The sequence below is a fragment of the Paenibacillus melissococcoides genome, assembly GCA_944800085.1.
Classification (GTDB): domain Bacteria; phylum Bacillota; class Bacilli; order Paenibacillales; family Paenibacillaceae; genus Paenibacillus_B; species Paenibacillus_B melissococcoides.
Map to the genome: position 1 here is coordinate 41,054 of CALYLO010000005.1, position 26,334 is coordinate 67,387.

Consider the following 26,334-nt stretch of genomic DNA (forward strand, 5'->3'; position numbering starts at 1 on the left):
TCTTGCTATTATTCTACAAGCTTCCAGGAGTCATCGCTTCCCGGAATGCTCTGTGTCCACCACTTGGCTTGATAGAGCTTGCCTTCATAGCGAACCAAGTCGCCTCCTACATATATATTGCCCGGCACGTAATCGACACTGCCGTCTGCATTTGGAACCACTTCTTTTTGCCATGCTTGCGAGGTATCTGGCGCTTGGCCTTGCACCCACCATTTCGCCGTATATTTCTCTCCTTTGTAGATGACCGAATTGCCTTCGTAGTAGATCTTCGTCGGATCATACGTATCCGCAAGTCCATCAATAACGGTAATCTGGCGCTCTGCAGAGGCTTGCAGGCCTTGACTGTCTTCTACGCTGTACACCAGCTTGTAGGTTCCCGGAGTAGAGGAATCAACCGTTCCTTCGATCACAATGCGATCGGTCAGATCGCCATCCTCTTCATCCGTAGCGGTAACTCCTTCTCTCGGATCGAACTGCTCGCCAACGAGAATCGTTTTATCCGTTGTGCCGTGAATCACAGGCTTGTGATTGATCTTTTCTGCAACGGTGATAATGCGTTCAGTAACCGCTTGCTGCCCTTGGCTGTTCTCTACGGTGTACACCAGCTTATATGCTCCTGGAGTAGAGGAATCTACCGTTCCATCGATGACAATGCGATCGGTCAGGTCGCCGTCCTCTTTGTCCGTAGCGGTAACCCCTTCTCTCGGATCGAAGTGATCGCCAACGAAAATCGTTTTATCCGTGGCGCCATGAATCACGGGCTTTGAAGCTACCGGCGGAATGCTTCCATTTCCGAATGCTTTGAAAATATCGGTAAATTGATATTGCGCCGTTACGCCATTATTTTTTTCCAACATCGCATCCCGGTTCATCGACCAGAAGGAGGTCATCGCCAGCCCGTTCTCGATCGCATGATCGACAACCCATTGAGACCACTCTGTCGTAAAGACCGGATGTGCCGCGCCTTCAAAACCGATGGATGGCGTCGTTCCAATGATTCCATATGCCTCTTGATCGGTCAGATCGATGTTGGCAAATTGCTTGAAGTATTGCTTCACTTGGTTCTTCGTCGAATCAACGGCTCTCAGCGAAGCGGAACCATAGTTTTCGCCTGGCAGGAGCGTTCCGTTGCCATAACACATCGTCATGATGTTCACGACTCTGACATCCACGCCGGCAGACAGGTAAGCCTCCAATACATCCAATTGAACGGAAGTCAGACCGCTTGGCAGTACAGGGAGCGTTAATACGATATCGACTCCGGTTGCGTCTTGCAGCTTTTTAATCGCCTTCGCATTGGCGATATTCAGGGCTTTGTTCTGAGCGCCGCCCTCAATGTCGAGGTCTAATCGGGTCAGTCCATAGCCTTGAACAAGTTCCATATACGTATTGAACAACGTATCTGTATCTTGAGTCACTTCCCAGAACGTACGTTCAAACCGCCAAGGGAGATCGCGACGTCGCCGCCCATTTCGCGCAGTTCTCGGATAGACTGCTTAATTCCTTGATATTGGGCGTTGTCTGCATTCTTTTCATTCAGTTCGGGATATCCTCCCCAGCCCCATTGCACTTTACCATCAACGATTTTATTCGGAGTGGATTGAATAAAGCCAAGATTGAAGAATTTCACGCCCGTATCCTCGGAAATTCTGGCAAGGTTAGGGGCGCCGTTGTTGGAATAGCCCGGCTTGGTAACCCATGCCACCATATCGATGAACGGAGAATTGACTTGCTTCGGCCATTCGATTCCTTGACCAACCCCAAAGTCATGATCCGGAGCTGCCGCTTCGATAACTGTAATCATGCGTTCTTTTTGGGCCGTTAATCCTTGTGAATCCGTAACGGAGTAGGTCAGCTGATACTTCCCGGCCGCATTCGTGTTTACTTCTCCCGTCACGGTAATACGCGACGTTACATCTCCGTCTTCCGCGTCCGTAGCGGTTACGCCGGCCAGCTTATCGAAGACGTCGCCGACTTGAAGCGTCAGGTCCGTTACGCCATGCAATACAGGCGGTTGATTGTTGCTTGGCGCTTCGATAACGGTAATGATGCGTTTTTTCTCGGCCGTTAAACCTTGTGAATCCGTAACGGAGTAAGCAAGCTCATACTTGCCGGCCACATTCGTATTGACTTCTCCCGTCACGGTAATACGGGATGTCAAATTTCCGTCTTCGGCGTCCGTAGCGGTAACGCCGGCCAGCTTATCGAAGTGGTCGCCGACTTGAAGCGTCAGGTCCGTTACGCCATGCAATACGGGCGGTTGATTTTTGCTTTGAGCTTCATCGCCTAGAATGAGTTGTCTGTTCATCTCCGGGCTGTTATTCGAAACCCGCTGAACAAGCTCCATGCTTGTAATCTCGGCATCGCCCTTCAGTTTGAACGTATAGGATCTGCCGGGCTCAATCGTTTTGGCGTCATAAACCGATTTCAGATCGACGACGGTATAACCGTTCTCATTGGTTACGGTTCCCGCCAAGTAATCGCCGGCCGTGAACGATCCGTCGGCCTGGATGTAAAGCTTCGGCAGCTTAACCGTTTTCGCTCCTCTTTCCACGGCTCTCAGCACTTGATTCGATTCGGTCAAAGACTCGTTATTGAAGAGGGTGATTTCATACCCTTTATTGTTGCCCCAAGGCTCTGTATACGGTTTCACATCCACCGTAACGTCGAGCTTGGCATATTGGATTTCATGTGTTTTCAACGGCTGGCTTCCGAAGAGGCCTTCTTTCGTTGCCTTTGTTAATTTGTCACGCTTGGCAGGGTCCGTCGTAGGAGCATCATTGGAAGCCATCCAAGCAATAACGCCGCCCAGACCATTCTCAAGCACGTATTTCGTCTTCTCTTGAATGGATCTTTCATTGTCATACGTATAGAATACGCCGGTGGTCTCATCATACAGATATGGAGCCTTAGCCGCATCATCCCAATATTCTTTGAGATTCGGGTAAGTGGCCTTCAGCTTGTCGAGGTTGCGATAAGACCAAGTCCCTGTTCGGCGGCCGCCGTCCCCAAGGACGAGAGGGGATTCGCCAACCGCGCCGCGGGATGGAGTCTGATCTGCATCCTTGGCGGATAATGCGGCTTGACCGAATAACCCCGGATGATTCGGATCGGGTCCTTGCGACACTTGATCCCAGCCGCGAGTATAGTAGGCTGCCCCGATGACAATCTTGTTCGGTTCAGCACCTTGCTGAATCAAATAGTTCACGCTCTCATCGATAGAGAGGTTGTTGCCGGTCAGCGGGTCATTAGGATTCGGATATAAGCCGGTATGATGGCCGCTCACTTCATCCCATGCGCCGCGCATGTCATAAGTCATGATATTGGCAAAGTCCACAATATTAAATAACTTTGGCACATCAATGCCGATATCAATTTTTGCTTTGGGAGCGGGAAGGGCAACGGACAGTTCATACGTTTTGCCAAGCTCGGCTCCTTGTTGATTCAGTGCGTTTTTGAAGTCTTGCAGGAGCAAAATATAATTATTTTTATCCTCCGGCGTAGCGTATTTCGTGCCTTCATCGTTTTTATTATCGACAAGATCAGGCTGTCGAACTTCAGCCGGGAACTCCCAATCCACATCGACGAAGTCCATGTTCGTATACTTGATGAATTTCATAACATTCTGAACCAAATTCGCCCGTTTCGAAGCATCGGCCGCCACGACAGAGAAGTCGCCTGATTTCGACCATCCGCCAAGAGAGATGCCGACTTTCAGATTCGGGTTTTCTGCGCGCAATTGCTGCAGGGCGATAAGTGCGCCGGCATTGGCTGCGTCCCATTGTACGCCATCCTGGCCGACAGGCGCGCCTACAGCCGCATCCTTGTCGGTAAAGACGAGGTTGCCTTGGGCATCAAAATCAAGGAAGGCATAGTTCAAGTGGGTTAGTTGATCGGCGGGAATATCCTTGGGATAAAAGTTCCCTTGCCCTCCCCAGATCGACCAATCGCCATAGTACATGACATTCCGGATTTCCTGTGCTGAGTCCTGCTTGACATCAGGTTCCTTTGCTGCGGGAACAGTCGTTCCTGCATAAGCCGGCGCCAATGAAGAGACGAACATCATGATGGTCATTACCGTCATGGCGAACAATCTTCGGGCACTCTGCTTTCTCCTAGTCTTCATCCGTTATTCACTTCCTATCAATAGATTATATTAATAGGCAGCTAGGGAGGACTTGCGATGCGCATACGACGAATAGAGTGTGGTTTCTATTGGTCGGCAACTGGCTGGCATAGAATTTCTTCCTTAGCCCCTTTAGCTTTGCGTCACTAGATTTCCCTAGCTTTGCCTAGTAATACCGGGTCAAAAATGCATCCGCTTTTACTTTTAATTACAGCTATTTATCATGTATCTTGTATAACGATGCATGTTTGCACCGTTTAATATACAGTAATTTTACGTTTATTTAATGGGTCATGAGACTTATTTGTGAATAAATGGACATGAGTCTATTTTAGTATTCATTTGAAACATATCATGGTAACAATCGGATGCGATAAGGGGATGTATTCTGATTCCATATCGTTTGATGTTGTGCATCAGCCCAATAACTGCGCCATTCCCTTGGCATTCCTTGTTATACATTTTTACATATGTCAGATGTCCGAAAAGGTTTGGGCAATAGGTCTTAGGGAGGGGGTGAAGATATATCTTGGTTTGGATTAACTAGCCAGAGTTCGCATAATTATAACTGAATATAACTATCCTTATGGCACTAAATCGGTGGTATAATGCAGTTAATGAGGAAAGTAATACCTATTCAGAGGGATTCATCAAGTTGCCTCCACACTTGGATTTGTATTATAACGACAACGAAACCATGTAGGGGAAAATTTGCATTTCATCTTTACAGAGGATAGGAGTGTTACTACATGCTGACGCCACTGAAGGATAAGACGGTCGTCGTGACCGGAGCCAGCAAAGGAATCGGCAAGGGAATTGCGAGAACCTTCGCCGCACAGGGGGCGAAAATCGCAGTCGTCGCACGGAGCCTGACGAAAGCGGAGGAAACCGCGGTGGAAATCCGGAAGAACGGAGGCGTTGCTCATGCCTTCCAAGGCAATGTCGCCGATTTGGAGTCGATGAAGTGCGTTGCGAGCGAGACGGCCGGTACTTTCGGGGGGATCGACGTGCTGTGCGCCAATGCCGGTATTTTTCCGAATACGCCGATTGAGGAGATGACCGGCGAGCATTGGGATCATGTGATGAACACGAATGCGCGCGGAACGCTGTTTTCCCTTCAAGCCTGCCTGCCTTTTCTGAAGAGAGCGGAATACGGCCGGATCATTGTTACCTCTTCTATTACGGGGCCGGCCACCGGCTATGCCGGATGGTCGCACTACGGCGCAAGCAAAGCGGCTCAGCTTGGATTCATGCGCAGTGCGGCGCTCGAGCTCGCGCGTTACAATATTACAATTAACGCGGTCATGCCCGGCAACATTATGACGGAAGGCTTGGAAGGCCTTGGAGACCATTATCTGCAGGCGATGACGGCGTCCATCCCGCTCAAGCGGCTCGGAAGCGTCGAAGATATCGCTTACGCCGCTCTCTTTTTGGCTTCGAAGGAGGCAGGTTATATTACGGGCCAAACCATCATCGTGGATGGCGGTCAGATTATTCCAGAAAGTCTGGAAGCGATGGGGCAAACCTGATTCGATTACTATAGGACACAATTATCGAGACCCCGGGAAGAGAGGCAGGCACATGTCCTTGTCTTTTGAAGAACGACACATTTTATCATGAACCTCTGCTGGCCGAGCTCAAGGTAATCATCATAGCTTATATAAAGGGGAACGGAACAATCCAAGATGTACGTGGATAGCATCCAAACCCAGAGGTTCGAATCAGAGTGGCAGCAGTTTAGAGGCGCATATCACCGAAACGCAAAGCGAAGGAGTTGGCCAAATATCTCCGTGGGGAACGTCCAGATTATGCCTATCTCAAAACCTTGTTCGAGCATCTTAGAGCAGAACTGGAGGTTGAGGTTCCAAAAGCAGCAAAGAAGCTCTCCAATGTACCCCTACGGAAGAGGAGCTTAAACGCTACTACGACGTTGTTTGGCAGGTGAAAAACTTTCAAGACATGATCTACTTTGCGGGTGGTATCAGCTTCGCTGGTACTACTATCGGCGTAGTCACAGATGTAGACACCTTATATGCAACGGTTGAATATCAGGATTCGAAAGGAAACATTCAGACGGTAGAAATCGATTTTCCGAATGAAAGCAACAAGACCTTTGCAAAAGGAGACAAAGTTAAAGTTATCAATCAAGATAAGTGGGAAGTAATGGATTTCGGTTACTACAAAGCAACTGTAGCTCCTGTAGAATTTATTTCCAAGCTGACTGACGACTCAAAATAATTTCTGTAAACTCCAAATCTATTTAACTAAGAGAAAAACACAAACATACATGGGGGTGTCCCAAAAGTAGTATTTCACTACAGTGAGACAGCCCCCCTTGATTCTCAAAGCTCGACTCGCCGAAAACTGAAACATTACACTTTTCCTTTATGACGTGTACTCCGTTACAGGGAATCCTGCAAAACGGCATCAATTTCTGACTATCCAATCGATAAAAGACAAAAATGGATGAACATCATGTAATTTTGCAGGAATTTCATCAAATAGCGGTATAAAGAGCAGAAATTGATGTATCCACGCAGCATTTCACTGCTTCATCCATCTTCCACCAGTTTGCGCCGCCGTTTTTCCCGCATCCACATTCTCTGTTACCTCGTCATCTCCATCATTTTGCAGTGCCTGTGAGACACCCCCATTTTTTCTGTGCGACGGGCACTTCTATCTTTAATGTGCGAATCGCGAAAGCGTGATGCATGAGAGCTGCAGGATGAGTCGGCGTTCTACGACGGCTTAATTGCTATCGGCGCCATTTTCTCTCAGACATCTCCTGACACGGGAACGGTAACGTCTCGTTCTCTTTCTGTGAGACCATTGCTTTTTCGTCCGCCTTCTTTTTTCTGTGCTTCCGTATCATTCTTGTGCGGCGAGGCATTTGCGGGGGATGAACGTTCTCTGAAATCATCTGGATAAGAGGATGCTCCGGCATAGATAATTGCGTATTGTCTGCAGCGGTAAGTTGAACGGGGGAACTATCCGTTATTGATACGTATATCGTCTCTGCTTCGGCATTCAGGGCGGAGCGGATAGCAGGAAGCTATCCATAGTGAATCATTTGAAATATGCCATGGTTTGAAGTTCCGCGATGAATGCGGCAATCTGCGGTTCAAGGAACACGAGCACTTCCTCTTCCCTGGACATCTTCCAAGGGGACAGCCTGCGGACATCATCGTTAACAAAACCGGGATGAATCATAAGCTCCGTTATTCCTTCCCGCAGGATGTGCAAGATTTATCGCGATAGGATAAACATGTGCTCACAAGACATTATTTGACAAAGTATAACTGCGGCACTATCATAGAATCTAGAACTCCACATGATAAGTCTCATTTCTACATTTACCCGCCATCATGCTGCATCAGACTGCTTCAAACCATTCTTTCTCTATTGCTCACTGGTAACATGAAAGTTCCGTTTCATAAAATAAGCACTCGGGAGGAATCGGAATGGAAACCACGAAAGTACCAGATTATATTGAGAGCACTCAACAACAATGGGATGAGGAATACCGCTCCAAAGTATGGGACTACTTGACCGACATCACGGAATATGCCAGATACTCGGTCGTGTACGGCTACATCCGCAAATTCCTTGGCGAAGAAGGGATTCTCGATATGGGATGCGGCACTGGCATATTGTTCGATATGCTTCTTGACGAGGAAAAGGAAGGTTATCTTGGCGTAGATCTTTCGCAGGAAGCCATCAACATGGCGGCTGCCAAGATGACCAAGGACATTTTCCGTTGCGGAGACATCAATCAGTACATTGAATATTCCCGGTTCCTTACTCCAAATGGCGTAATCGTCTCATCACTGTATTCCCATAAAAACACGCAAGACCCGTCCTTTGCGATGATTGAACGCAAAATCGAAGAAATAGAGCAGTGTGGATATTTTGATATTGTGGACAAGGTTAGTCTGTTCAATCACAATGCTGGATTAAAGTGGTATCTTCATCTGTTGAAAAAGTAAATCATTGTTTGTCATATGCATCAGGATATGGTAAAATGTGGGTGTTGGATTTACATAGTCAAAGGAGGGTGAGTCCGTGAGTACCGTTGCCGCGAAGCCCAGGAGCTTGGGGGAGCTAATACAGTACTATCGCCAGAAGAAGAAAATGACTCTGTCGAAGCTGCAGGAAGCGGTCGGCGTAGATAAAGGCAGCCTGTCGAGAATTGAAAACAGCGAGGTCAAACGCCCTGATTTTCAATCCATCTTGTCAATCGCTGCGGTATTGGACATTCCCCATGACGCCATCGTAGAACAGTACATCGAAATTGGACATAAGTCTGAAGTCATGTACACTATATTACAGAACGAATTAACAACACTTGAACATCCTTCGCTGATACCGAAAATAGCCGCAAAGTTCCTTGAATCACCGAATGAAGACAGTCTGTATTTAGTAGGGAAATTGTATCGCGTTATCGACTCCATCGAAAATGACTCCATCAAACTTTCGTTGTATGACCTCATTCTTGATTACTCACGTTCCCATGGAATTATGCCTTACATAGCCAAAAGCATGTATCAACGTTATCTTATTGAACGAAATGATTTCAGCAGATTGAAGGAAACTTATTATAGCGGGAAGTATATTTTGCATTACATCGATTTCTTGCCGCAAGACGAGCAACTTGAGCTACACTACAAATTAGGGGTTCATGCTTATAATTTGAGATATTACAATGAGAGCATTGACCATTGTAAGAGAGTGCTGGCAGAAGATAGTGGTCAAAGTCTGCACAAAATATATTCGCTTGCTGTGCTTAGAGACGCGCATTTCGGCTTAGGGGAATACAAAGAGGCTGAGATGTACTCACTACAGTACAAACAGTTTAATTATCCGAACACACAAGAGCAAGTTGTTCTGATGGAAGCATTACTCAATGCTGTGAAGGGTAATACGGCTCAAGCCATTGAACAGCTATGGTCATTCCTCGATACTTGTAGCGATATCTTTGTTCTTTCTGCAACAAGGCATCTCATTCAATTGTACTTAGAACAGAACAACATCGAAGGCGTTAAAACCGTATTAGACAATAGCAAAATAAACTTATCCATATTAGATAATACAAATCCGTTGACTTATTATGGGTACGCTGAGTATCTTCGGCTTCAAGGGGAGTACTACTTAGCTATAGGTGATTATAACAACTATATAAGCCATTTGATGGAAGGGGCTTTATATTTCTCAAAGATTAACGATACTATCAAAGAGAAAGAATGTCTTAACATGATTGTACGTAGTCATATAGAACAAAATATCCCTATGCATAAGCCTACACTTGAAAAGTTAAGCACTTACTATATAAAAAGTGCTAAAGAAATGGAGGGTTAAGCATGAAGAACTTGATTAAAAAGCTATATTTCAAATCTCTTCTCTACACAGTTATCTTCGTAACAACAGCAGCGGCATTCTCTGGAGATACTGGAATCATTCATCCTTGGTAAAGCACCTTCATGGTGCTTTTTTTAATTTTGTTCATATCATGCCGGCTTTCTTCTCTTGGATAAAAGCACAAAAGTAGTACCAGGGGAGAAAATTGTGCTTATTACGTTCACAGTGATACCAATACGAACCGTAACTATTGTGTTAAACTAGTACGACACGTCAGGCTAAGCCTGGCCTGATCCAGCTTATTTTAATTTGGAGGCTTGTAAATGGCTAATGTGACCTTTTACCGGGACGAAGCGCTGCCTTTTCTGGAGGCAAAGCGATGCCATAAAAATAACCTGGCGTATCAGAAGCATTTTCACGAGGAGTATTCCATCGGTTTAATCGATGAAGGCGAGACGCAGGCATGGTATGATGGCGTCTTGTGGCGCGTAGAGACCAGCTTTCCACCGCTCATGCTCCATGCCTGCCAGCCTGCGGAAGATGCGCAATGGAAGTACAAAATGCTGTTCATCAAGCCGGAATGGTTCGCTCATCTTGAAATGCCCGACTCATGCGTATCAAAATCTGCTGCGCATCAATCATGCCAAGAGGGAATTGAAAAATCGGCGGCCTATTGCCGAAATTGCTGTGGACACCGGCTTCTATGATCAGAGCCATTTTGCCAAAGCTTTTGCCAAAATCGTCGGGGCACCACCACAAGCTTATGCCATGTCCGTATAGATAAGCGCAATTTTTTACAATCTTTCTCCTCCTGTCCTCTTGTACCATTGGATATATTAGACTAGAGGAGGGGACCGATTGATGGTGACAACGAGTAATTTGGAAAAAAAATTTGCCGAGGCGATGAAGTCCATTGCCCGCCGGCCCGATGTGAAGACTTATGTCGAGCAGACGCCGGCCATCTACCAGCTGCTGCAGCGCGCCGCGGCAAAGTATGTGACGGGGGACGAGCGGGAGGATGGTCTTGAGGCAGGACGACAGCTGGCTGATAAAGGGTACGCCATCTCGCTTGAATATATCGGCGAAAATACGACAGATGTCCAAGCATGCGAAGCGGCGGCACTGGAGCTGTCACTGCTCGTTCATACGCTGGCAGAGCGTGGAATACCGGCTCGCGTGTCGTTCGATCTTTCCCACATCGGCTTATCGCTTGACGGCGATCTGGCATATAAAAATCTGACAGCACTTGCCGCTCTAGCCCGGCAGGCCGGTATCGAGCTATTTATCAGCATGGAAGAGTCAGCCAAGACCGACGCGATACTCTCGATCTATGAAAGAGCTATAGCCGCATATGCGAACATCGGCATTACGCTGCAGGCCCACTTGAACCGGATGGCTCAGGACTTGAACGGCTTACAGCCCACCCCTGGCCGGATCCGCATCGTAAAGGGGGCGTACCAGGAACCGGGGCAGCTCGCGATACCGCGTTCATCCGCCCTAAATGAGCGATATGTTCAGCTTGTGGATCAGGCCATTCGCATAGGCCATCGCGTGTCGATCGCCACACATGATGAGTCTATCATTGATGAGGTCATCAAGCGGGGATGGATCCATGAGCCGGGCGTTGAGTTCGAGCTCTTATACGGGATTCGACCTGATTTGAGCAGCCGATTGAAGAAGGCGGGCTATCCTGTTCGCATCTATTTAACGTATGGCCGTGAATGGTATTTGTATCTATGCCACCGGATCGCCGAATATCCGCCTAATCTATTTCAAGCGTTCCTCGACATTACGGACGCCGGAAAGGTAGATCCATTGCTCGATTATGAATAAGTCTGACGATAACTTAATAAATGATAAGCGAAGGCTGCCGATAGAGATCGATCCGGCAGCCTTCGCTTATAAGAACTTGAGGACATTACCGATAACAATGTATGTGCCTGCGAGCCCCATTCTTTCATATCATATTGTTCTCAAGCGAAGTCCAGTCATCATCCTCTTATTCGTTCACCGACTGATTCCGCACCTTCTCGACATGAGAAGCTTTCACAAAGGCGAAGCGGTGATTGAAATAGATTCGATAGAACGTTTCCTTGCCCTTAATGTGCTTATTGGTCGCATATGGGTCATTCGTGTATACTGGGGCTTCGTAATAGTCTCCATTGACCTTATCGACGGCAACATACGATTGTCCCTGTGCAATCGTGTACTGCAGCGGAACAAGCTCATTCGGCTTCACATCTGCAGGATATGCCGCCTCTTCCGGATATGCCGCGCCATAGACTGGAATAGAAGCCGCGCCGGCTTTCGGGGTGATTAGCTCCCCTGTGCCAGCAACCGCATTACTTCCTTGCGGGTTATAAAACCAGGCTTTCTGTCCTCCGTGCCAAATTGCAGTCCAATTTCCAAGCTCACCTGCGAACGAGAAGGTCTGCCCTGTGGTAGCTTTAGCGCCTACGCTGAGCCCGTCTTTTTTATCTTGAGCGGCAAGGGCAGGATCATCAATCAGATCAGCGTCAAACCTAGGCTCCTTATACAAATAAACGAAGTTAGTCGGCTGAAGAGGAGCATCCTTCACATGTGGGAGATTAGATGTAAAATCAGGCTTGATCGTCACGATGTCCTTGAGGCGATGCACAGTGCCAAGCGGTGCCCCAACCAACTCCATGTAGTGCTCCCAATCCCAGAATGGGCCGGGATCCTGATGCATTACCCTTGTCGCTTCGGAGTAAGCCCCGGTATTTCATTGTGACCGATGATATGGGCACGATCAAGCGGAATATCATATTTCTCCGCCAAATAATGCACTAGTGCGGCAGAAGAGCGGTAAAGCCTTTCTGAGAACCAAGTTGCCCCCTTCCATTGCATAGCCTTCATGCTCGATTCCAATGGAATGTCGGCAAAATCCTGAGCGTAATACAATTCTTGAGAGCCGCTGTACTTGGCAACAGCTCCATACCAATCGGATTCCGAATCCGGCAGTTTGCCGACTGTTTCCTTCGCGTACTTCGCCAGAAGTGCAGCACCGCCTCTAATATTGCTCGCAGGATCCTGCTTCAGTCGGCTCGGATCAAGCTTCAATAGTTGAGCCGCTGCAGATAGGGTATGATGGCTGGAATCATCCGAAGGGGAAGGGGGGGCTTTGTCATCGGTACCCCTTGGAGCTTCCTTGCTCTGCTGCGATACGTCGGTCAAATGCATGACACCGTAGCCGCCTGATGTACTTGGCTCGCCATTATGATGTTCACACCGAGTAAGATTGTAGGAAACGGACATCAGAATATTCACAGGAACTCCGAACTCCTTAGCCGCGGATTCGAAGGCTTCTTGCAGCGAAATTGTTTCATCCTGCTCCGCATGTACTGAAGGCACGGCATTGAAAGGAACAGGAAGTGCAGGCGTGAATCCTGCCGCCGCCAATGAGGCGACAGCAAGTGTAAGCGACAGCTTTCTCCATTGGATTGTTTGAAGTAGTTTCAATCAATACCCTCCCGAATCATAATGATGGTACCGCTTTCAAATAAGCAGTGATATCTGGTTTTTCAAATCCCTTCCATCACCACCTTTCCATAATATGGGGAACAGTAACCATTATATTATCATCCAATTAAAAATCTATAAAACCGGAATTGCACAAAGGCTTCAAAATGTATTAAACGAATTACGACCAAGCGCGCTTATGAAGAGTTGGAGAAAGAGAAGCTAATCGACTCTGTCGTAGGCAAGGGTTGTTTCGTATCGGGAGCAAATAAAGATTTTATTCGGGAGCAGCGCATGAAACGACTAGAAGAGAAAATGATAGAACTCATTCGGGAAAGCAAGGAATTAAGCATGAGTCAACAAGATGTAGTCGATCATCTGACTTTATTGTTCGAGGAGGAAGAGGCACCATGAATGCAATAGAATTGCGTAATTTAACGAAAACATACCCTCAATTTACTCTCGATAATATAATCTTTGAATGTGAAACAAGGCTACATTACCGGACTCATTGGTCCGAATGGCGTTGGCAAAAGCACCTTGATCAAGATGATGCTCGGCATAATCCGTCCTGACTCCGGAAGCGTCAAAATACTAGGCTGCGATATGCCTAAACAAGAGGTTGACATTAAGCAGCGCATCGGCATTGTAGCGGATGATTGCTTCTATTATGAGCATCTTACGATTCGCGAGATGAAGAAGATGATCGCGCCTTTCTATAAGAAGTGGAACGAAAAAAAGTTTAACGGTTATCTTGAACAATTCGAGTTGTCTCCCAAGAAGAAGATCGAAGAGTTATCCAAGGGGATGAAAGTCAAGTTTTCCCTTGCCGTTGCCTTATCGCATGAGGCAGAGCTGTTAATCATGGATGAACCTACCTCCGGACTGGATCCTGTGTTTCGAAGGGAAATGCTCGATCTGCTTGCGGATATGATGCAGGAAGAGAGAAACTCGATTATTTTCTCTACTCATATCACAACCGATCTAGATCGCATTGCCGACTACATTGCTTTCATCAATCGCGGAAAGCTCGTATTCAATGGAGCGAAAGATGAAGTGCTCGAGAGATACGCCATCGTAAAAGGCGGCTCACAACTTCTCGATTCAGATATTCGGCACGTATTTGTCGGGATTCGCGAAACGGCTGTCGGTTTTGAGGGCTTAGTAGATAATAGACAGGAGGCTGAACGATTGTTCGGTAATTATGCTGTTTTTGACAAACCATCCTTAGAAGACATCATGTATTTCACCGCCAAGGGAGGACGCATTCATGCTTAACCTGCTTCGTAAAGACTTCATCGCTTTAAAAAGCTCACTATGGACGAGTCTCTTATATCTTGCTGTATTCAGTGTCGTTTTTATACCAAAGCATTCATCGTCTATTCACCTGGTGGGTATCTATACCGCTTTTACCACCCTTAGTCTCGGTACGATGATCGATATCAAAAACGATAATCATAATTTCCTGGTTACGCTTCCGATTATGCGCAAGCATATTGTGCAAGCCAAATACATAACAGCCATCATTTATATGCTTTTTGGAGTCCTTGCTTCTTACGGAGTTCACTGGCTTGTTAAACTAGCAATCCCAGAGCTTAATAAGCCGGATTTTACCGTGATGGATATATTGGGTCCAGCAGGCATCGTGCTTGTTCTAGCTTCCATCTATTTGCCGCTTTTTTACGCATTTAGCAAAAAAGGAACCTCTATTATCAATGTCGTATTCTTGATAGTCCTAATTGCTCTGGCGCAGCCTACGGCTATTTTTATGAATATGATAAACGAGAGGGGCTTTGGGAGTGCCCCAACCTTATTTTTGATCCTGATCGGTATCTTACTGTTATTCATTGCTTCCTGCTGCTTAACTGTAAATCTCTTCACTAGAAAGGACTTATAGGAGGCCGCACAGTTGGAAGGCCAAAGCGATAAATAAAACGCTATTTACAGAATGGTTCACTCCATATAACCAACCGGAATTTAATGCATTTCGGCCTTTTTCGCCGTCACCTTACTCCCATCTGTACTAATGGGGGCACTTTTCTAGACAATGAAATTGGCAATTCCGGGACGGAGCTGCAAAAATTCCTGGATAATGAGCATTAACTCAGGCTCTTGTTTGTGGACAAGAGCCTGTTTCCGGGCACGACATGAAACATGCAAATACGTTGCACAATAGAACCTGGAACTTGTCATTTGAGGAACCTGAGTCGGCTTCTATTGTTAACGGCGAAATAATTTCGCATGATGCTATCCTGTATATGTTTTTAAAAATGATAATGTTTTTTCAAAGCATTCCTTTGCCTCTGTTGTATCTAATTCAAACTGATATTCATGAGGAACCAGCTTAGTAGATGGGAAAAACAAGGTTTCAACAGGTACGTTCCTCGTCTCTAAACGATGTTGTAAATTTTTGGCTTTCTTTTCAAAAGAACCTGAATTTCCATCACTCAAAAATGTTGGAGGATAGTTCTCTGTCACTTGGCGACTTGTAGAAGCTTGATTGATTTCTTCGCTAGTTGCCCAATCCTTCATTCCTAAATAAGCCCAACCAATTTGATTAACAAAGAATGTAACGAATTTATTATCTGTATCTAGCATTCCTTGAATATCATATGGACCACAATATAGAACAGCTGCTTTTAACGATTGTTGTGGAATAGAAGGCTTCATATTCATTTCTGTGGCAAGCTTTGGATTTGTTTGTACGGCTACAAATTGTGAGGCAATTTGTGCCCCGGCAGAATCCCCGCCAATTACTACTCTAGATAAATCCATTTGATAATAGCTATCTTGTATTCTTTCTAAATAGCGATATGCCTCATCTAGCTGCTTTACTGGCCCTGGATAACGAGAAGCTGGAGCTACTTCATAGTTAATGGATACAACGACATATCCTTTGCTTGCCATCATTGTTGCCCAATCAGATGTTCCTGACTTATCTCCTCCTATAAATGAACCGCCATGAGTCCATATAATGGTAGGATATTTTTTATTTTTATCTTCTTTAGGCAAGAAAATATCTAACTTATTTGAACTGTATGTTGAGGGATAAGTCACATCTTTCACGATATCTACTTGAGCCGTATAACTCTCGATATCAGCAGGCCTTGGTGTAACCTCATTTAATCCAGGCATGTGATTTAAGAAAAAAATAAAAGGTTTAGGAGAGACATTAACAGCAATAACTCCTCCTAATGCAATAATAACAATAAGGGCAGCAATACCACCTAAAATATACTTTAATAATTTCAAAGCCTTTCCACTCCCTTTTATTTATATATTTTCTATCCTCTTATCATTTGCGGCTGAATAAAGTTGACTATTATATAATGTGAAAAAAAAGAACTATTCTTTTTATGATAATATAAAACCCAACTATTTTATTATAATTTTATAAGAAGAGAGAAAAAAGCAGCCAATAATTGGCTGTTTCAGAACCACGGAGGGTTTATGGAATTTGAAAATACTATTTCTAAGCTTGTTGACAGTCTAAAGCAAATAAACGGCGTGAAAGCTATAGTTCTCGGCGGTTCAAGAGCCAGAGGGACTCATAATGACAATTCAGATATCGATATTGGCATATATTACGATTCCAGGAATGGTTTAGATATTCCTGGGCTTCAAAAGGCTGCTACCGATATGGATGATGCTGGGAGAAATAACTTAGTTACGGAAATCGGTGAGTGGGGGCCATGGATTAATGGTGGCGGCTGGCTGGTTGTTAATCATTACTCTGTTGATTTTCTATATCGCGATCTGAATAAAGTATCTACCGTGATCCAGCAATGTCACTCGGGGGAACTTACAGTTGACTACCAGCCTGGTCATCCGCACGGATTTATCAACTCCATTTATTTCTCGGAGATTGCGTTATGCAAAGTGTTATGGGATCCTTCTGGTATTATTGGAGAAATGAAGACAAGAACGATTCCGTATCCAACTGAACTGAAAAAGGCAATCATCCAAAAGTTTTTTTGGGAAGCAACTTTTGCACTTGATACAGGGAGAAAGGGCATTTATAAAACTGATTTAGCGTACATCGCTGGATGTTGTTTTCGGTCGTTATCCTGTTTGAATCAGGTTTTGTTTGCAGTTAACGAATGTTATTTGATGAACGAAAAAGGGGCTGTTGCAATTGCAGATTCATTTCGAATGGCTCCAAGGCAATACTCCAAGAGAGTAAATAAAATAATCAGTCTAGTCACAGAGGAGCGGGAACATTTGGAAAAGTCTTTGAGTGAGCTGAGTAAGCTGATTGAAGAAACAAAGACCTTTGTAAAGTTCTAAATGTTATTGAACAAACGGGAACGTAGTTCAGTGTAAATTAGCTCAATAAGAACCCGACGCAACTACAGGATTTCCTTAGGCTGCATAGAACCGCTAGGGAACTATGCAGTGACGGAGTTCGGCTGCTCGAACCATGGTTTTTGATGTGACTAATGATAGCGGGAAAGCAAAAAAGAACCTGGATAGTTTTTTATCAGGTTCTTTTATATTGCATATAATCAGACACGGTGATATAATCAAATAGACTTTCACAAGTTTAACGGGCATAATTATTGCATCTTACAATTTAAGTGTACCATGCCGGTAAACTCTTGTCAAATGTTTTTTTCTTAATTTAGATGGTTAGGAGAGATATTGAATGAGTTCTTTGGTTCTCGGTTTTCAGGAAATGGAAAAAACACAGCTTTTGCTCGTTGGCGGAAAAGGGTTAAATTTAGGGGAATTATCAAAAATTCAAGGAATACAAGTACCAGAAGGATTTTGTGTTACAACAGTAGGATATCAAAAAGCCATCGAACAAAACGAAACGTATCATGCTTTGTTGGATCGACTAACAATGCTAAAAGTAGAAGATCGAGATCAAATTGGTGAAATCAGCAGGAAGATTCGACAAACCATTATGGAAGCAGAAATTCCTTCCGATGTTGTGAAAGCAGTTGCTCACTATCTCTCTCAGTTTGGTGATGAACATGCTTATGCAGTGCGTTCTAGTGCGACTGCTGAAGATTTGCCACATGCCTCTTTTGCTGGTCAACAAGACACCTATTTAAATATCATCGGCAAAGAAGCAATCTTGCAGCATATCAGCAAATGTTGGGCTTCCCTATTTACGGATCGCGCAGTAATCTACCGTATGCAAAATGTATTTGACCACAGTCAAGTTTATTTATCCGTTATCGTTCAAAGGATGGTTTTCCCACAGGCTTCAGGGATTTTATTTACCCCCGATCCAATTACTTACAACCGAAAGTTGCTATCAATCGATGCCAGTTTTGGACTTGGAGAAGCACTGGTCTCTGGTTTGGTATCTGCCGATTGTTATAAAGTACAGGAAGGGAAAATCGTCGATAAGAGAATAGCAACCAAAAAATTGGCTATCTATGGACGGAAAGAAGGCGGAACAGAGACCCAGCAGATCGATCCTGATCAGCAAAAGACTCAAACACTTACTGAACAACAAATTTTACAACTAGCACGCATGGGAAGACAGATCGAAGCTTATTTTGGTTGCCCACAAGATATCGAATGGTGTTTGGTTGATGATACATTTTATATTGTCCAGACTCGGCCAATCACTACTTTATATCCCGTCCCTGAAGCAAATGATCAGGAAAATCACGTATATGTATCTGTTGGTCACCAACAAATGATGACCGATCCCATGAAACCACTGGGATTGTCTTTTTACCTGTTAACGACTCCTGCACCCATGCGTAAAGCTGGTGGAAGGTTGTTTGTTGATATCACACATAATCTGGCTTCACCTGTTAGCAGAGAAAATTTATTAGATACCCTGGGACAATCCGATCCGCTCATAAAAGACGCACTTATGACCATAATAGAGCGAGGAGATTTTATAAAATCGTTACCAAATGATAAAGAAGAGCTGAGTCCCAGTAAAAGCAAAAAAGGTATGTCGTCTGCGGGTTTTCAAGCACAAATCGATAACGATCCGACAATCGTTACTGATTTGATTAAGAGAAGTCAAACATCGATAGAAGAGTTAAAACAAAACATCCAAACGAAGTCAGGATCAGATTTATTTGATTTTATTCTAGAAGATATCCAGCAATTAAAGCAGATTTTATTTGACCCACAAAGTTTGGGTGTGATTATGGCTGCTATGGATGCTTCAACATGGATCAATGAAAAAATGAACAAGTGGCTAGGTGAAAAAAACGTAGCAGATACGCTTTCTCAATCTGTACCAAACAATATTACTTCGGAAATGGGTCTGGCGCTATTGGATGTCGCAGATGTCATTCGTCCTTATCCAGAAGTAATTGATTATTTACAACATGTAAAAGATGATAACTTTTTGGATGAACTGGTTAAGTTTGATGGTGGACAGGAAACCCAAGACGCTATCTATGATTATCTCAGCAAATACGGAATGCGATGTACCGGAGAAATCGATATTACTAAAACTCGTTGGAGCGAAAAACCAACTACACTTGTCCCCATGATTCTTAGTAATATCAAAAACTTTGAGCCTAATGCTAGCAATCGGAAATTTGAGCAAGGCCGACAGGAAGCTTTGAAAAAAGAACAAGAATTATTAGATCGATTGAAGCAATTACCGGATGGTGAACAAAAAGCCCAAGAAACAAAACGAATGATCGACCTAATCCGGAATTTCATCGGTTATCGGGAATATCCAAAATACGGCATGGTTAATCGCTACTTCGTTTATAAGCAGGCTTTACTGAAAGAAGCCGAACAACTCGTACAAGCCAACGTTATTCATGAAAAAGAAGATATATACTATCTCACTTTGGAAGAACTTCACGAAGTCGTACGCACAAATAAACTAGATTACCAGATTATCAGCAAACGAAAAGACGAGTACAAATTATATGAAAAACTAACTCCACCACGTGTTATCACGTCTGATGGCGAAATCATTGTAGGTGAGTACAAACGAGAAAATCTCCCAGCAGAAGCTATTGTAGGTCTACCTGTTTCTTCCGGAGTTATAGAGGGACGAGCACGTGTCATCTTAAACATGGAAGATGCTGATCTAGAAGATGGAGATATATTAGTCACCTCCTTTACTGACCCTAGCTGGACACCATTGTTTGTATCCATAAAAGGCCTAGTCACCGAAGTTGGTGGACTGATGACCCATGGAGCAGTTATCGCGCGTGAATATGGCTTACCAGCAGTTGTCGGAGTGGAGAATGCTACCAAACTGATAAAAGATGGGCAACGAATTCGCGTGCATGGAACGGAAGGGTATATCGAAATATTGTAATGGCTGAATACGTCAAGTATGACATAAAATCAATAGTTGACACACATAGCTGACTGATAGTTTTCATGTGGAATTTAAAAATGTTGTTGACACGACACCAAATGGTGTCCAATTAGGAGTTAGTTATTTTAAGGAGATTGAAACCCCTAGTTTGTGATGAAATTAACGGCTGTCCCTTGGTAATACTATTTAGGAGAGGGTGTTGTGAACGAGAACAACCAGTTGCGGGATGTGTTTAATGTGATTGCAGATCCAACTAGGCGCCGACTGATTCGTCTGTTAGCAGAGGCAGAAGAGTTACCGCTTCATGAGTTAACGGCGCAGTTTCAAATGGGCCGGACAGCGGTCTCCAAGCATTTGACAATCCTTTAAAGAAGCCGGACTGGTACTTGACCGAAAAGCCGGCAGAGAAACGCGATTTAGGCTAAACGCCTCACCACGTCATGGAAAATGATTTTAAGCCCGTTGTAGGATACCGTTTTCAGTTTCGCACTCAGCCGAACGAATGGTGGGATGGAATTATTGAAGGCGAAGTTCTAATCGTGGACGCACCAAACTGTTTGTCCTATACTTGGGCCAGCGCAGGGGAGAAGCACACGGTTACCTGGACGCTGGAGGACTTAGGAGACGGGAACGGTAGATATTCTGCTCAAGCAGGAGCAGATAATCGAGCTCTGGTAAGATTGTTTGGTGATGAAGGTATAGGATTGAACACGATGTATCCCTCGCTTAACAGTTTCCAGCTATAGGTTAAAAAAGAAGCTGCCGAGAGAAGCCCTCGGCAGCCAGTTTATATTGGCGGAACTTATCTGTTGTAAATAAAGATCATTATGGCACGAGCGCGTCAGTTTCGCCTTAAAGCAGCCCTTGTGGTCCTTGAGGCCCTTGAGGTCCTTGCTGACCTTGAGTACCTTGAGGTCCTTGGTCGCCCTGAGGTCCTTGGTCACCCTGAGGCCCTTGAGCGCCAGTTGCTCCTTGAGGTCCCTGATCGCCTTGAGGTCCTTGGTCACCTTGTGGTCCTTGGTCGCCCTGAGGTCCTTGGTCGCCCTGAGGTCCTTGAGCGCCTTGGTCACCTTGAGGTCCTTGGTCGCCTTGAGGTCCTTGGTCGCCTTGAGGTCCCTGGTCGCCTTGAGGTCCCTGGTCACCTTGTGGTCCTTGGTCGCCTTGAGGTCCCTGGTCACCCTGAGGCCCTTGGTCGCCCTGAGGCCCTTGGTCGCCCTGAGGTCCTTGGTCGCCCTGAGGTCCTTGGTCGCCTTGAGGCCCTTGGTCGCCCTGAGGTCCTTGGTCGCCCTGAGGTCCTTGGTCGCCTTGAGGTCCTTGGTCGCCTTGAGGTCCCTGGTCGCCTTGAGGTCCTTGGTCGCCCTGAGGTCCTTGGTCACCCTGAGGCCCTTGGTCGCCCTGAGGTCCTTGGTCGCCCTGAGGTCCTTGGTCGCCCTGAGGTCCTTGGTCGCCTTGTGGCCCTTGTTCGCCCTGAGGTCCTTGAGGTCCTTGGTCGCCTTGTGGCCCTTGTTCGCCCTGAGGTCCTTGAGGTCCTTGGTCGCCTTGTGGCCCTTGTTCGCCCTGAGGTCCTTGAGGTCCTTGGTCGCCTAGTGGCCCTTGCTCGCCCTGAGGTCCTTGAGGTCCTTGGTCGCCTAGTGGCCCTTGCTCGCCCTGAGGTCCTTGAGGTCCTTGGTCGCCCTGAGGTCCTTGAACGCCTTGAGGTCCTTGAGGCCCTTGAACGCCTTGAACGCCCCGAGGTCCTTGAGTGCCTTGAGGCCCTTGGAAGCCTTGAACGCCGCGCTGTCCTTGAGGTCCTTGAGGTCCTTGAGCGCCTTGAACGCCCCGAGGTCCTTGAGTGCCTTGAGGCCCTTGGAAGCCTTGAACGCCGCGCTGTCCTTGAGGTCCTTGAGGTCCTTGAGCGCCTTGAGTGCCTTGAGGTCCTTGGAAGCCTTGAACGCCGCGCTGTCCTTGAGGTCCCTGAGGTCCCTGAGGTCCTCCTCCTTGAGGCCCTTGGACGCCTTGAGGTCCTTGAGGTCCTTGAGGCCCAACTGCTCCATCTGTCCGTGCAGCCTCCAAATGAGTAAAAATGGGATCGGCTACTACTCTAACCACTCCGGCGTTGGGTACAAGAGATACCCTCATACTGTCACCCGGAGCGAAATTCATTTGAGCTGTGAAGTTTACTGTGAAAGGCAGATCAGGTTGATCCGTATTTCGGATTAATATCTTTCCTGAGTTGTTAGGTCCTTCTAATACGACTACAATGAATTCCACAAGAGGGTTCGCCACAAGCAAAAGGCTGACGCTTATCGTATACACGCCACCCTCGCTGGCGACGAAGGTAGAAGTCGCTGGGTTGTACTCGCCGTTCAAATCATACTCAACGGTTTGAAAGAATAAATTGAACGGTCCTGGTTGTGTAATAATTTGATCTGCACTCGCACGAGCTCTAAATGCGGATTCGGCCAACTGGATGTCACCTCCGTATACTGATTCAGCTCCACTCTCAAAAAAAAAATTAAGATAGGGAAGCCATTAAATATAGTATGTGATAATGCGTGGCGAGCCTCGGCTTTTGAAGAGGTGAAATCGTATATTTGTGAAATGGCCGTAAAAGCTTCATTTGCCGGGTAACCTGTTTTTAACGAGAAAAGTAGGCTGGCACGAAGGGAGCAGTTTGGGGAAGCGCTCGGTCACAATGTCTGCAAAAGCATCTTCACCAAAGAAGCCTGGGGAGGAAATCGTGCTGTTCCTCGACGGAGACATGGTCATGTCAATGGGGGAGCTGATTCCGTTCATCCAGTCAGTTGAGCAAGGGATGGGCGTTGCCTTGAACCGACATTCCGGAGTAACAAACCGCAAGGATGTGGCGGGAAGCGACTCGCTATTCCCGACACCATTCGTACCGAGGTTGTTGGATTTTACTTTCTGATTAAACGCGAGCTGATGGAGTCGATCTGGTTTATGGACGAACCGTTTACGCCAAGCCATTTTGAGGATGACGATTACTGCTACTAGGCCAGATTGGCCGGATTTCAGTTAAAAATCGGGGGAGATACGTTCGCATACCATACGGCAGCGCCAGCTTTGGCCAGGAAAGCGAGGAACAGGGGAAGATGCCGATCCGCCGCAATTACGATGAATTTGTTGCCCGTTGGGACGTCAACCCGCACAGCTTTATTTAGCCGGAACGATGAGGGGGGATGACGGGGGAAGAAGACGGCCCGACGGGTTGGGAACCAAAGATCCCGCCCGGCTATGCGCCTATATTTCTAGCGCGTCAGGGGCATCCGCACGGCGATATGGTTTACCGGCGATTCCCCCGATCAAGGCTTCGATGTCCCGCTACGGGAAGGGGCTCTTGTCACCATTACTTGGCTTCCCGGAAGCAACCAAGACTTCGCCCGTTCACCCGCAAAAAAAAAGCCGTCTCCCAAGCGGCAGCCGGGCTCTTTGCTTTTAATCGCACTTGGGGGACAGTCGATTCATGGTGCGGGAACAGTCTGCTTGGTCCCGATATACAGCGTATCTTTCTCGGACAAACCGTACAGGTTTGCTTCCTCGACACCGTATTTTTCAGCCAAATTAAAAAGAACGACATGAAACCCGGCCGCTTCCAATCGGGCAACGAATCCTTTACGATTATAAATGCGTACATGATCGTCTTGGCCAAAGTGTTCTTTTCTTGCCTGCGGTGAGGTTACCGCCGGGTCCTCTAGAATCTCCTCGAAGTTTAAAGCGATCGGCACTTGCAGAATGCTCCAGCCGTTCGGTTTCAATACGCGGTAGATTTCCGCCATCGCTTTGCGATCTTTGGTAATATGTTCCAGTACATGGCTGCAAATAACGGCATCGAATGTTTCGTCAGCGTAAGGCATAGCCGTTAAGTCCACCCGTTCCATTTCCGTATCCTGAGGCATTAAATCGCCGCATGTATAGGAAATGTTCGGATATCCTTTTAACCATTCTCTTAAATTTTTCTCGGGTGCAATATGCAGTAATTTTTGCGGCCTTACGAGCAAATCCGTTTCTCTTTCAATATAGAATTTATACAACCTTTCCCTGTCGAAAGAGGAGCACACGGGACACATGGCGGTCTGCTTGTTCCACATTTCATACTGGCACTTGGGAAAATCGTAAATATCCGGCCACGGGCGAAATCGTACAATCGTATTATTGCAATAAGGACAATAGTAAGGACCCTGGTATTTGAGATGGTCAATCAAATGATTTTTCTCCTTTCCTAATTCGTATCAAGCCGTTTTTTAATGACGGCTGGCACCCCCGCAGCCATAGTAAAGTCAGGGATATCGGCTTTGACAAAGGCTCCGCCGCCAATCATAGACCAGCAGCCGATGCGGCATTTCTCCCGAACCGAGGAGCCGATGCCGATGTAGGCTCCTTCGCCTACGGCCACATTGCCCGCCAGATTCACGCCCGGGGCGATGGTGACATAATCGTCAATGACCGTATCATGACTGATGTTTGCGCTTCGATTGATGATCACATGGCATCCGATCCGGATATTATCGGTAAGGATGGCCCCTTCGCAGATCATGCTGCCTTGCCCCACGATATTTCTCCTCGACAAACGGACACGCGGATGGATCAGCGGCTCTGCGATGCGGAATCCCGACCGGATGGTATCGTAAGCGAACCGCTTCTTTAATGCCGGGGCTCCGACCCCTGCACAAACGATCTCGATCTCATGCCGCATTGCTTCGATATCACCAAGCGTTCCCAATACGGGAACTCCATTCACCAGTTGGCCTTTCATTTCAGGCCGTTCGTCCAGGAACCCCAGCACCCGCACTCCCAGCTCTTCGCAAAGCCAGTTGACCTCGCGGGCGTGTCCGCCCGATCCCCAAATGATGATCTTTCTCATATGGCATTCCCCTCAGTAATGCTTCCAAGCACCTTCACAATCCGCCCAACGGTGGCCTCATTCATTTCCTCCCAGAGGGGCAGACTGATTATACGGTCTGCAATCCGTTCCGTCACCTCAAGATCGGAATGGGGGTAGCTTTGAAACTGCTTCTGCTGATGGCATGCGGGGGAGAAGTAAGTCCGGGCTTCAATCGAATGGGAGGCTAACCGCCGGATGACTTCCCGGTTGCCGGGAGGGTCCGGGCTCAGCATAGAGAAAAATTGCAGGGGCACCCGGCCTTGCATCTTTTGGACAGACCATCCCCGCTGCATTAATTCCTGCTGCTGCAGTTCACGGCGATAATAGCCAATGATCGTTTTTCTTTTCTTCTGTACTGCCTGGAACCCTTCAAGAGTAGCCAAGGCGATAGCGGCGGTATATTCCGATATTTTGCTGTTTAAGCCTAACATTACGGATTCCCTGGAGCTGGAGAAGCCGAAGTTGCCGGCCCGGCGGATTCGCTGAATGAGATCCTGGTCCGCGCTATACACCAGCCCGCCTTCTCCGACGCCAAACGTTTTGGTCGCGTGAAAGCTGAACACCACGGCTCCACCGAAGCCTTTGCCGAATTGTGCGGCATCCTCCGCAACATCCTCCGCAACCGTCGTTCCAAAGCTGGCAGCCGCATCGATGACGACCGGAATTCCTTCCTGCAGCAGTTTATCGTATATGGATAAATCGATAGCCGAACCGAAAGTCGCGTAAGGGACGACGACCGCGATCTGCTCGCCCAGCCGCTCGACCGTTTCCGCCACTTGCGCTCTGTTCATTTGCCAATCGTCCGGTTCAATATCCAGAAAATATGGCTCAAGCCCGCACCACTCGGCGGCAAGAGGGGTCGCTGCAAAAGTAAAGCTGGGCATCACCGCATATTTTCCCCGGGGCCGCTTGCTTTGCGAAATCGCCAGCATCAGCCCGAGAGTAGCGTTATGCACCGTCACGGCTGCGCCGATGCCTCCGAACATTCGGGCAATCACGCGCGTTTCAAACAGATGATTTAAGGGTCCGTAATTGGAGTAAATCCGGCTTGCTTCTATTTTTTCAAAATAAGAAAGCAACCGCTCCTTTTTGACTAAATTCGGTCGCAAGACGGAATTTCATACATGAGGCAACCCCTTCTCACTGGAATCCTTTTTCCAACCAATGTGTATACCTTAGAGTATGAACCCCATGAACGGGGGGAACGGCGAATACCTGGCTCTCCGA

Annotated in this window: 21 protein-coding genes, 5 pseudogenes and 1 riboswitch; of the genes and pseudogenes, 16 read left to right on the forward strand and 10 right to left on the reverse strand. The window is 46.6% G+C overall.

Translation table 11 applies throughout. From position 1 onward, the window contains the following. Positions 1–8 precede the first annotated feature (8 nt). The gene (locus OCY70_RS17895; RefSeq protein ID WP_261945075.1) at positions 9–1,397 is read right to left on the reverse strand and encodes an immunoglobulin-like domain-containing protein; all 1,389 of its coding nucleotides are present in this window, start codon (positions 1,395–1,397) and stop codon (positions 9–11) included. Positions 1,398–1,414: 17 nt separating this feature from the next. Continuing rightward, positions 1,415–4,126, reverse strand: coding sequence for a glycosyl hydrolase family 18 protein (locus OCY70_RS17900; protein ID WP_315973921.1), 2,712 nt, complete (start codon positions 4,124–4,126; stop codon positions 1,415–1,417). A gap of 92 nt (positions 4,127–4,218) precedes the next feature. After that, positions 4,219–4,303: riboswitch (cyclic di-GMP riboswitch) on the reverse strand. Between the two features lie 572 nt (positions 4,304–4,875). On the opposite strand from OCY70_RS17900, the gene fabG reads away from it, so the two are divergent. From fabG to OCY70_RS17930, 7 genes are all read left to right on the forward strand, one after another. Further along, positions 4,876–5,655, forward strand: coding sequence for a 3-oxoacyl-ACP reductase FabG (gene fabG / locus OCY70_RS17905; RefSeq protein WP_213427270.1), 780 nt, complete (start codon positions 4,876–4,878; stop codon positions 5,653–5,655). A 412-nt stretch (positions 5,656–6,067) separates the two neighbouring features. Beyond that, positions 6,068–6,364, forward strand: a complete 297-nt coding sequence (locus tag OCY70_RS17910) for a hypothetical protein (protein WP_261948780.1) — start codon at positions 6,068–6,070, stop codon at positions 6,362–6,364. Positions 6,365–7,587: 1,223 nt separating this feature from the next. Then, positions 7,588–8,112 carry a class I SAM-dependent methyltransferase gene (locus OCY70_RS17915; RefSeq protein ID WP_213427269.1) on the forward strand — a complete coding sequence of 175 codons (525 nt, stop codon included), beginning with the start codon at positions 7,588–7,590 and terminating at the stop codon, positions 8,110–8,112. 76 nt (positions 8,113–8,188) lie between these two features. Beyond that, positions 8,189–9,481, forward strand: a complete 1,293-nt coding sequence (locus OCY70_RS17920; protein ID WP_213427268.1) for a helix-turn-helix domain-containing protein — start codon at positions 8,189–8,191, stop codon at positions 9,479–9,481. Between the two features lie 323 nt (positions 9,482–9,804). Beyond that, on the forward strand, positions 9,805–10,188 hold the full coding sequence (locus OCY70_RS17925; protein ID WP_306433914.1) for an AraC family ligand binding domain-containing protein: 384 nt from the start codon (positions 9,805–9,807) through the stop codon (positions 10,186–10,188). Next, entirely contained in the window at positions 10,136–10,261 is a 126-nt protein-coding gene (locus OCY70_RS35780; protein WP_306433913.1) for a helix-turn-helix domain-containing protein, read from the forward strand. Before OCY70_RS17925 ends, OCY70_RS35780 begins: the two co-directional genes overlap by 53 nt. Positions 10,262–10,342: 81 nt before the next feature. Beyond that, entirely contained in the window at positions 10,343–11,314 is a 972-nt protein-coding gene (locus OCY70_RS17930) for a proline dehydrogenase family protein (protein ID WP_213427302.1), read from the forward strand. Positions 11,315–11,480: 166 nt separating this feature from the next. Here the strand turns inward: OCY70_RS17930 and OCY70_RS17935 are convergent, their stop codons facing one another. Both OCY70_RS17935 and OCY70_RS17940 read right to left on the reverse strand, forming a co-directional pair. Continuing rightward, a complete protein-coding gene (locus OCY70_RS17935) occupies positions 11,481–12,149 on the reverse strand; it encodes a hypothetical protein (RefSeq protein ID WP_249724735.1) in 669 nt (222 codons plus the stop codon). A 41-nt stretch (positions 12,150–12,190) separates the two neighbouring features. Next, complete coding sequence (locus OCY70_RS17940) at positions 12,191–12,961, reverse strand: peptidoglycan recognition protein family protein (RefSeq protein ID WP_249724733.1); 771 nt, start codon at positions 12,959–12,961, stop codon at positions 12,191–12,193. Between the two features lie 171 nt (positions 12,962–13,132). Between OCY70_RS17940 and OCY70_RS17945 the strand changes: the two genes are divergently transcribed. The 4 genes and pseudogenes from OCY70_RS17945 to OCY70_RS36195 all read left to right on the forward strand — a co-directional run. Further along, a complete protein-coding gene (locus OCY70_RS17945; RefSeq protein WP_213427301.1) occupies positions 13,133–13,375 on the forward strand; it encodes a GntR family transcriptional regulator in 243 nt (80 codons plus the stop codon). Beyond that, a pseudogene (locus OCY70_RS17950) lies at positions 13,372–14,239 on the forward strand (ABC transporter ATP-binding protein). Before OCY70_RS17945 ends, OCY70_RS17950 begins: the two are co-directional and overlap by 4 nt. Next, positions 14,232–14,858 carry an ABC-2 transporter permease gene (locus tag OCY70_RS17955; protein ID WP_213427267.1) on the forward strand — a complete coding sequence of 209 codons (627 nt, stop codon included), beginning with the start codon at positions 14,232–14,234 and terminating at the stop codon, positions 14,856–14,858. Before OCY70_RS17950 ends, OCY70_RS17955 begins: the two are co-directional and overlap by 8 nt. Positions 14,859–14,895: 37 nt before the next feature. After that, a pseudogene (locus tag OCY70_RS36195) lies at positions 14,896–15,005 on the forward strand (YfzA family protein); the annotation flags it as partial. Positions 15,006–15,208: 203 nt separating this feature from the next. Here the strand turns inward: OCY70_RS36195 and OCY70_RS17960 are convergent. Next, on the reverse strand, positions 15,209–16,213 hold the full coding sequence (locus OCY70_RS17960; protein WP_213427266.1) for an alpha/beta hydrolase: 1,005 nt from the start codon (positions 16,211–16,213) through the stop codon (positions 15,209–15,211). 198 nt (positions 16,214–16,411) lie between these two features. On the opposite strand from OCY70_RS17960, the gene OCY70_RS17965 reads away from it, so the two are divergent. The 4 genes and pseudogenes from OCY70_RS17965 to OCY70_RS17980 form a co-directional block, all read left to right on the forward strand. Continuing rightward, entirely contained in the window at positions 16,412–17,248 is an 837-nt protein-coding gene (locus OCY70_RS17965; RefSeq protein WP_213427265.1) for a nucleotidyltransferase domain-containing protein, read from the forward strand. A 358-nt stretch (positions 17,249–17,606) separates the two neighbouring features. Next, positions 17,607–20,222, forward strand: coding sequence for a phosphoenolpyruvate synthase (ppsA, locus tag OCY70_RS17970; RefSeq protein ID WP_213427264.1), 2,616 nt, complete (start codon positions 17,607–17,609; stop codon positions 20,220–20,222). Positions 20,223–20,426: 204 nt separating this feature from the next. Continuing rightward, positions 20,427–20,661 (forward strand): annotated as a pseudogene (locus tag OCY70_RS17975) (ArsR/SmtB family transcription factor); the annotation flags it as partial. Positions 20,662–20,665: 4 nt separating this feature from the next. After that, positions 20,666–20,854: pseudogene (locus OCY70_RS17980) on the forward strand (SRPBCC domain-containing protein); the annotation flags it as partial. A 111-nt stretch (positions 20,855–20,965) separates the two neighbouring features. Here the strand turns inward: OCY70_RS17980 and OCY70_RS17985 are convergent. Further along, on the reverse strand, positions 20,966–21,601 hold the full coding sequence (locus OCY70_RS17985; protein ID WP_261945076.1) for a hypothetical protein: 636 nt from the start codon (positions 21,599–21,601) through the stop codon (positions 20,966–20,968). Between the two features lie 252 nt (positions 21,602–21,853). After that, the gene (locus tag OCY70_RS17990; protein ID WP_213427261.1) at positions 21,854–22,258 is read right to left on the reverse strand and encodes a hypothetical protein; all 405 of its coding nucleotides are present in this window, start codon (positions 22,256–22,258) and stop codon (positions 21,854–21,856) included. 641 nt (positions 22,259–22,899) lie between these two features. Here OCY70_RS17990 and OCY70_RS17995 point away from each other — a divergent pair. Then, positions 22,900–23,133 (forward strand): hypothetical protein, encoded by a 234-nt coding sequence (locus OCY70_RS17995; RefSeq protein ID WP_213427260.1) that lies wholly within the window; start codon positions 22,900–22,902, stop codon positions 23,131–23,133. A 553-nt stretch (positions 23,134–23,686) separates the two neighbouring features. On the opposite strand, the gene OCY70_RS18000 is transcribed toward OCY70_RS17995, so the two are convergent. The 3 genes and pseudogenes from OCY70_RS18000 to OCY70_RS18010 form a co-directional block, all read right to left on the reverse strand. Further along, positions 23,687–24,427, reverse strand: coding sequence for a methyltransferase domain-containing protein (locus OCY70_RS18000; protein ID WP_213427259.1), 741 nt, complete (start codon positions 24,425–24,427; stop codon positions 23,687–23,689). Between the two features lie 17 nt (positions 24,428–24,444). Further along, positions 24,445–25,086, reverse strand: a complete 642-nt coding sequence (locus OCY70_RS18005) for an acetyltransferase (protein ID WP_213427258.1) — start codon at positions 25,084–25,086, stop codon at positions 24,445–24,447. Beyond that, positions 25,083–26,233, reverse strand: a pseudogene (locus OCY70_RS18010) (DegT/DnrJ/EryC1/StrS family aminotransferase). Before OCY70_RS18010 ends, OCY70_RS18005 begins: the two are co-directional and overlap by 4 nt. Between the last annotated feature and the right edge of the window lie 101 nt (positions 26,234–26,334).

Bases quoted from the DNA above. Each gene is read 5' to 3' on its own strand.
- OCY70_RS17900 (WP_315973921.1), bottom strand. From the start codon at position 4,126: ATGAAGACTAGGAGAAAGCAGAGTGCCCGAAGATTGTTCGCCATGACG.
- fabG (WP_213427270.1), top strand. From the start codon at position 4,876: ATGCTGACGCCACTGAAGGATAAGACGGTCGTCGTGACCGGAGCCAGC.
- OCY70_RS17915 (WP_213427269.1), top strand. From the start codon at position 7,588: ATGGAAACCACGAAAGTACCAGATTATATTGAGAGCACTCAACAACAA.
- OCY70_RS17925 (WP_306433914.1), top strand. From the start codon at position 9,805: ATGGCTAATGTGACCTTTTACCGGGACGAAGCGCTGCCTTTTCTGGAG.
- OCY70_RS17930 (WP_213427302.1), top strand. From the start codon at position 10,343: ATGGTGACAACGAGTAATTTGGAAAAAAAATTTGCCGAGGCGATGAAG.
- OCY70_RS17935 (WP_249724735.1), bottom strand. From the start codon at position 12,149: ATGGAGTTGGTTGGGGCACCGCTTGGCACTGTGCATCGCCTCAAGGAC.
- OCY70_RS17955 (WP_213427267.1), top strand. From the start codon at position 14,232: ATGCTTAACCTGCTTCGTAAAGACTTCATCGCTTTAAAAAGCTCACTA.
- OCY70_RS17965 (WP_213427265.1), top strand. From the start codon at position 16,412: ATGGAATTTGAAAATACTATTTCTAAGCTTGTTGACAGTCTAAAGCAA.
- ppsA (WP_213427264.1), top strand. From the start codon at position 17,607: ATGAGTTCTTTGGTTCTCGGTTTTCAGGAAATGGAAAAAACACAGCTT.
- OCY70_RS17990 (WP_213427261.1), bottom strand. From the start codon at position 22,258: ATGGAGCAGTTGGGCCTCAAGGACCTCAAGGACCTCAAGGCGTCCAAG.
- OCY70_RS17995 (WP_213427260.1), top strand. From the start codon at position 22,900: ATGTCTGCAAAAGCATCTTCACCAAAGAAGCCTGGGGAGGAAATCGTG.
- OCY70_RS18005 (WP_213427258.1), bottom strand. From the start codon at position 25,086: ATGAGAAAGATCATCATTTGGGGATCGGGCGGACACGCCCGCGAGGTC.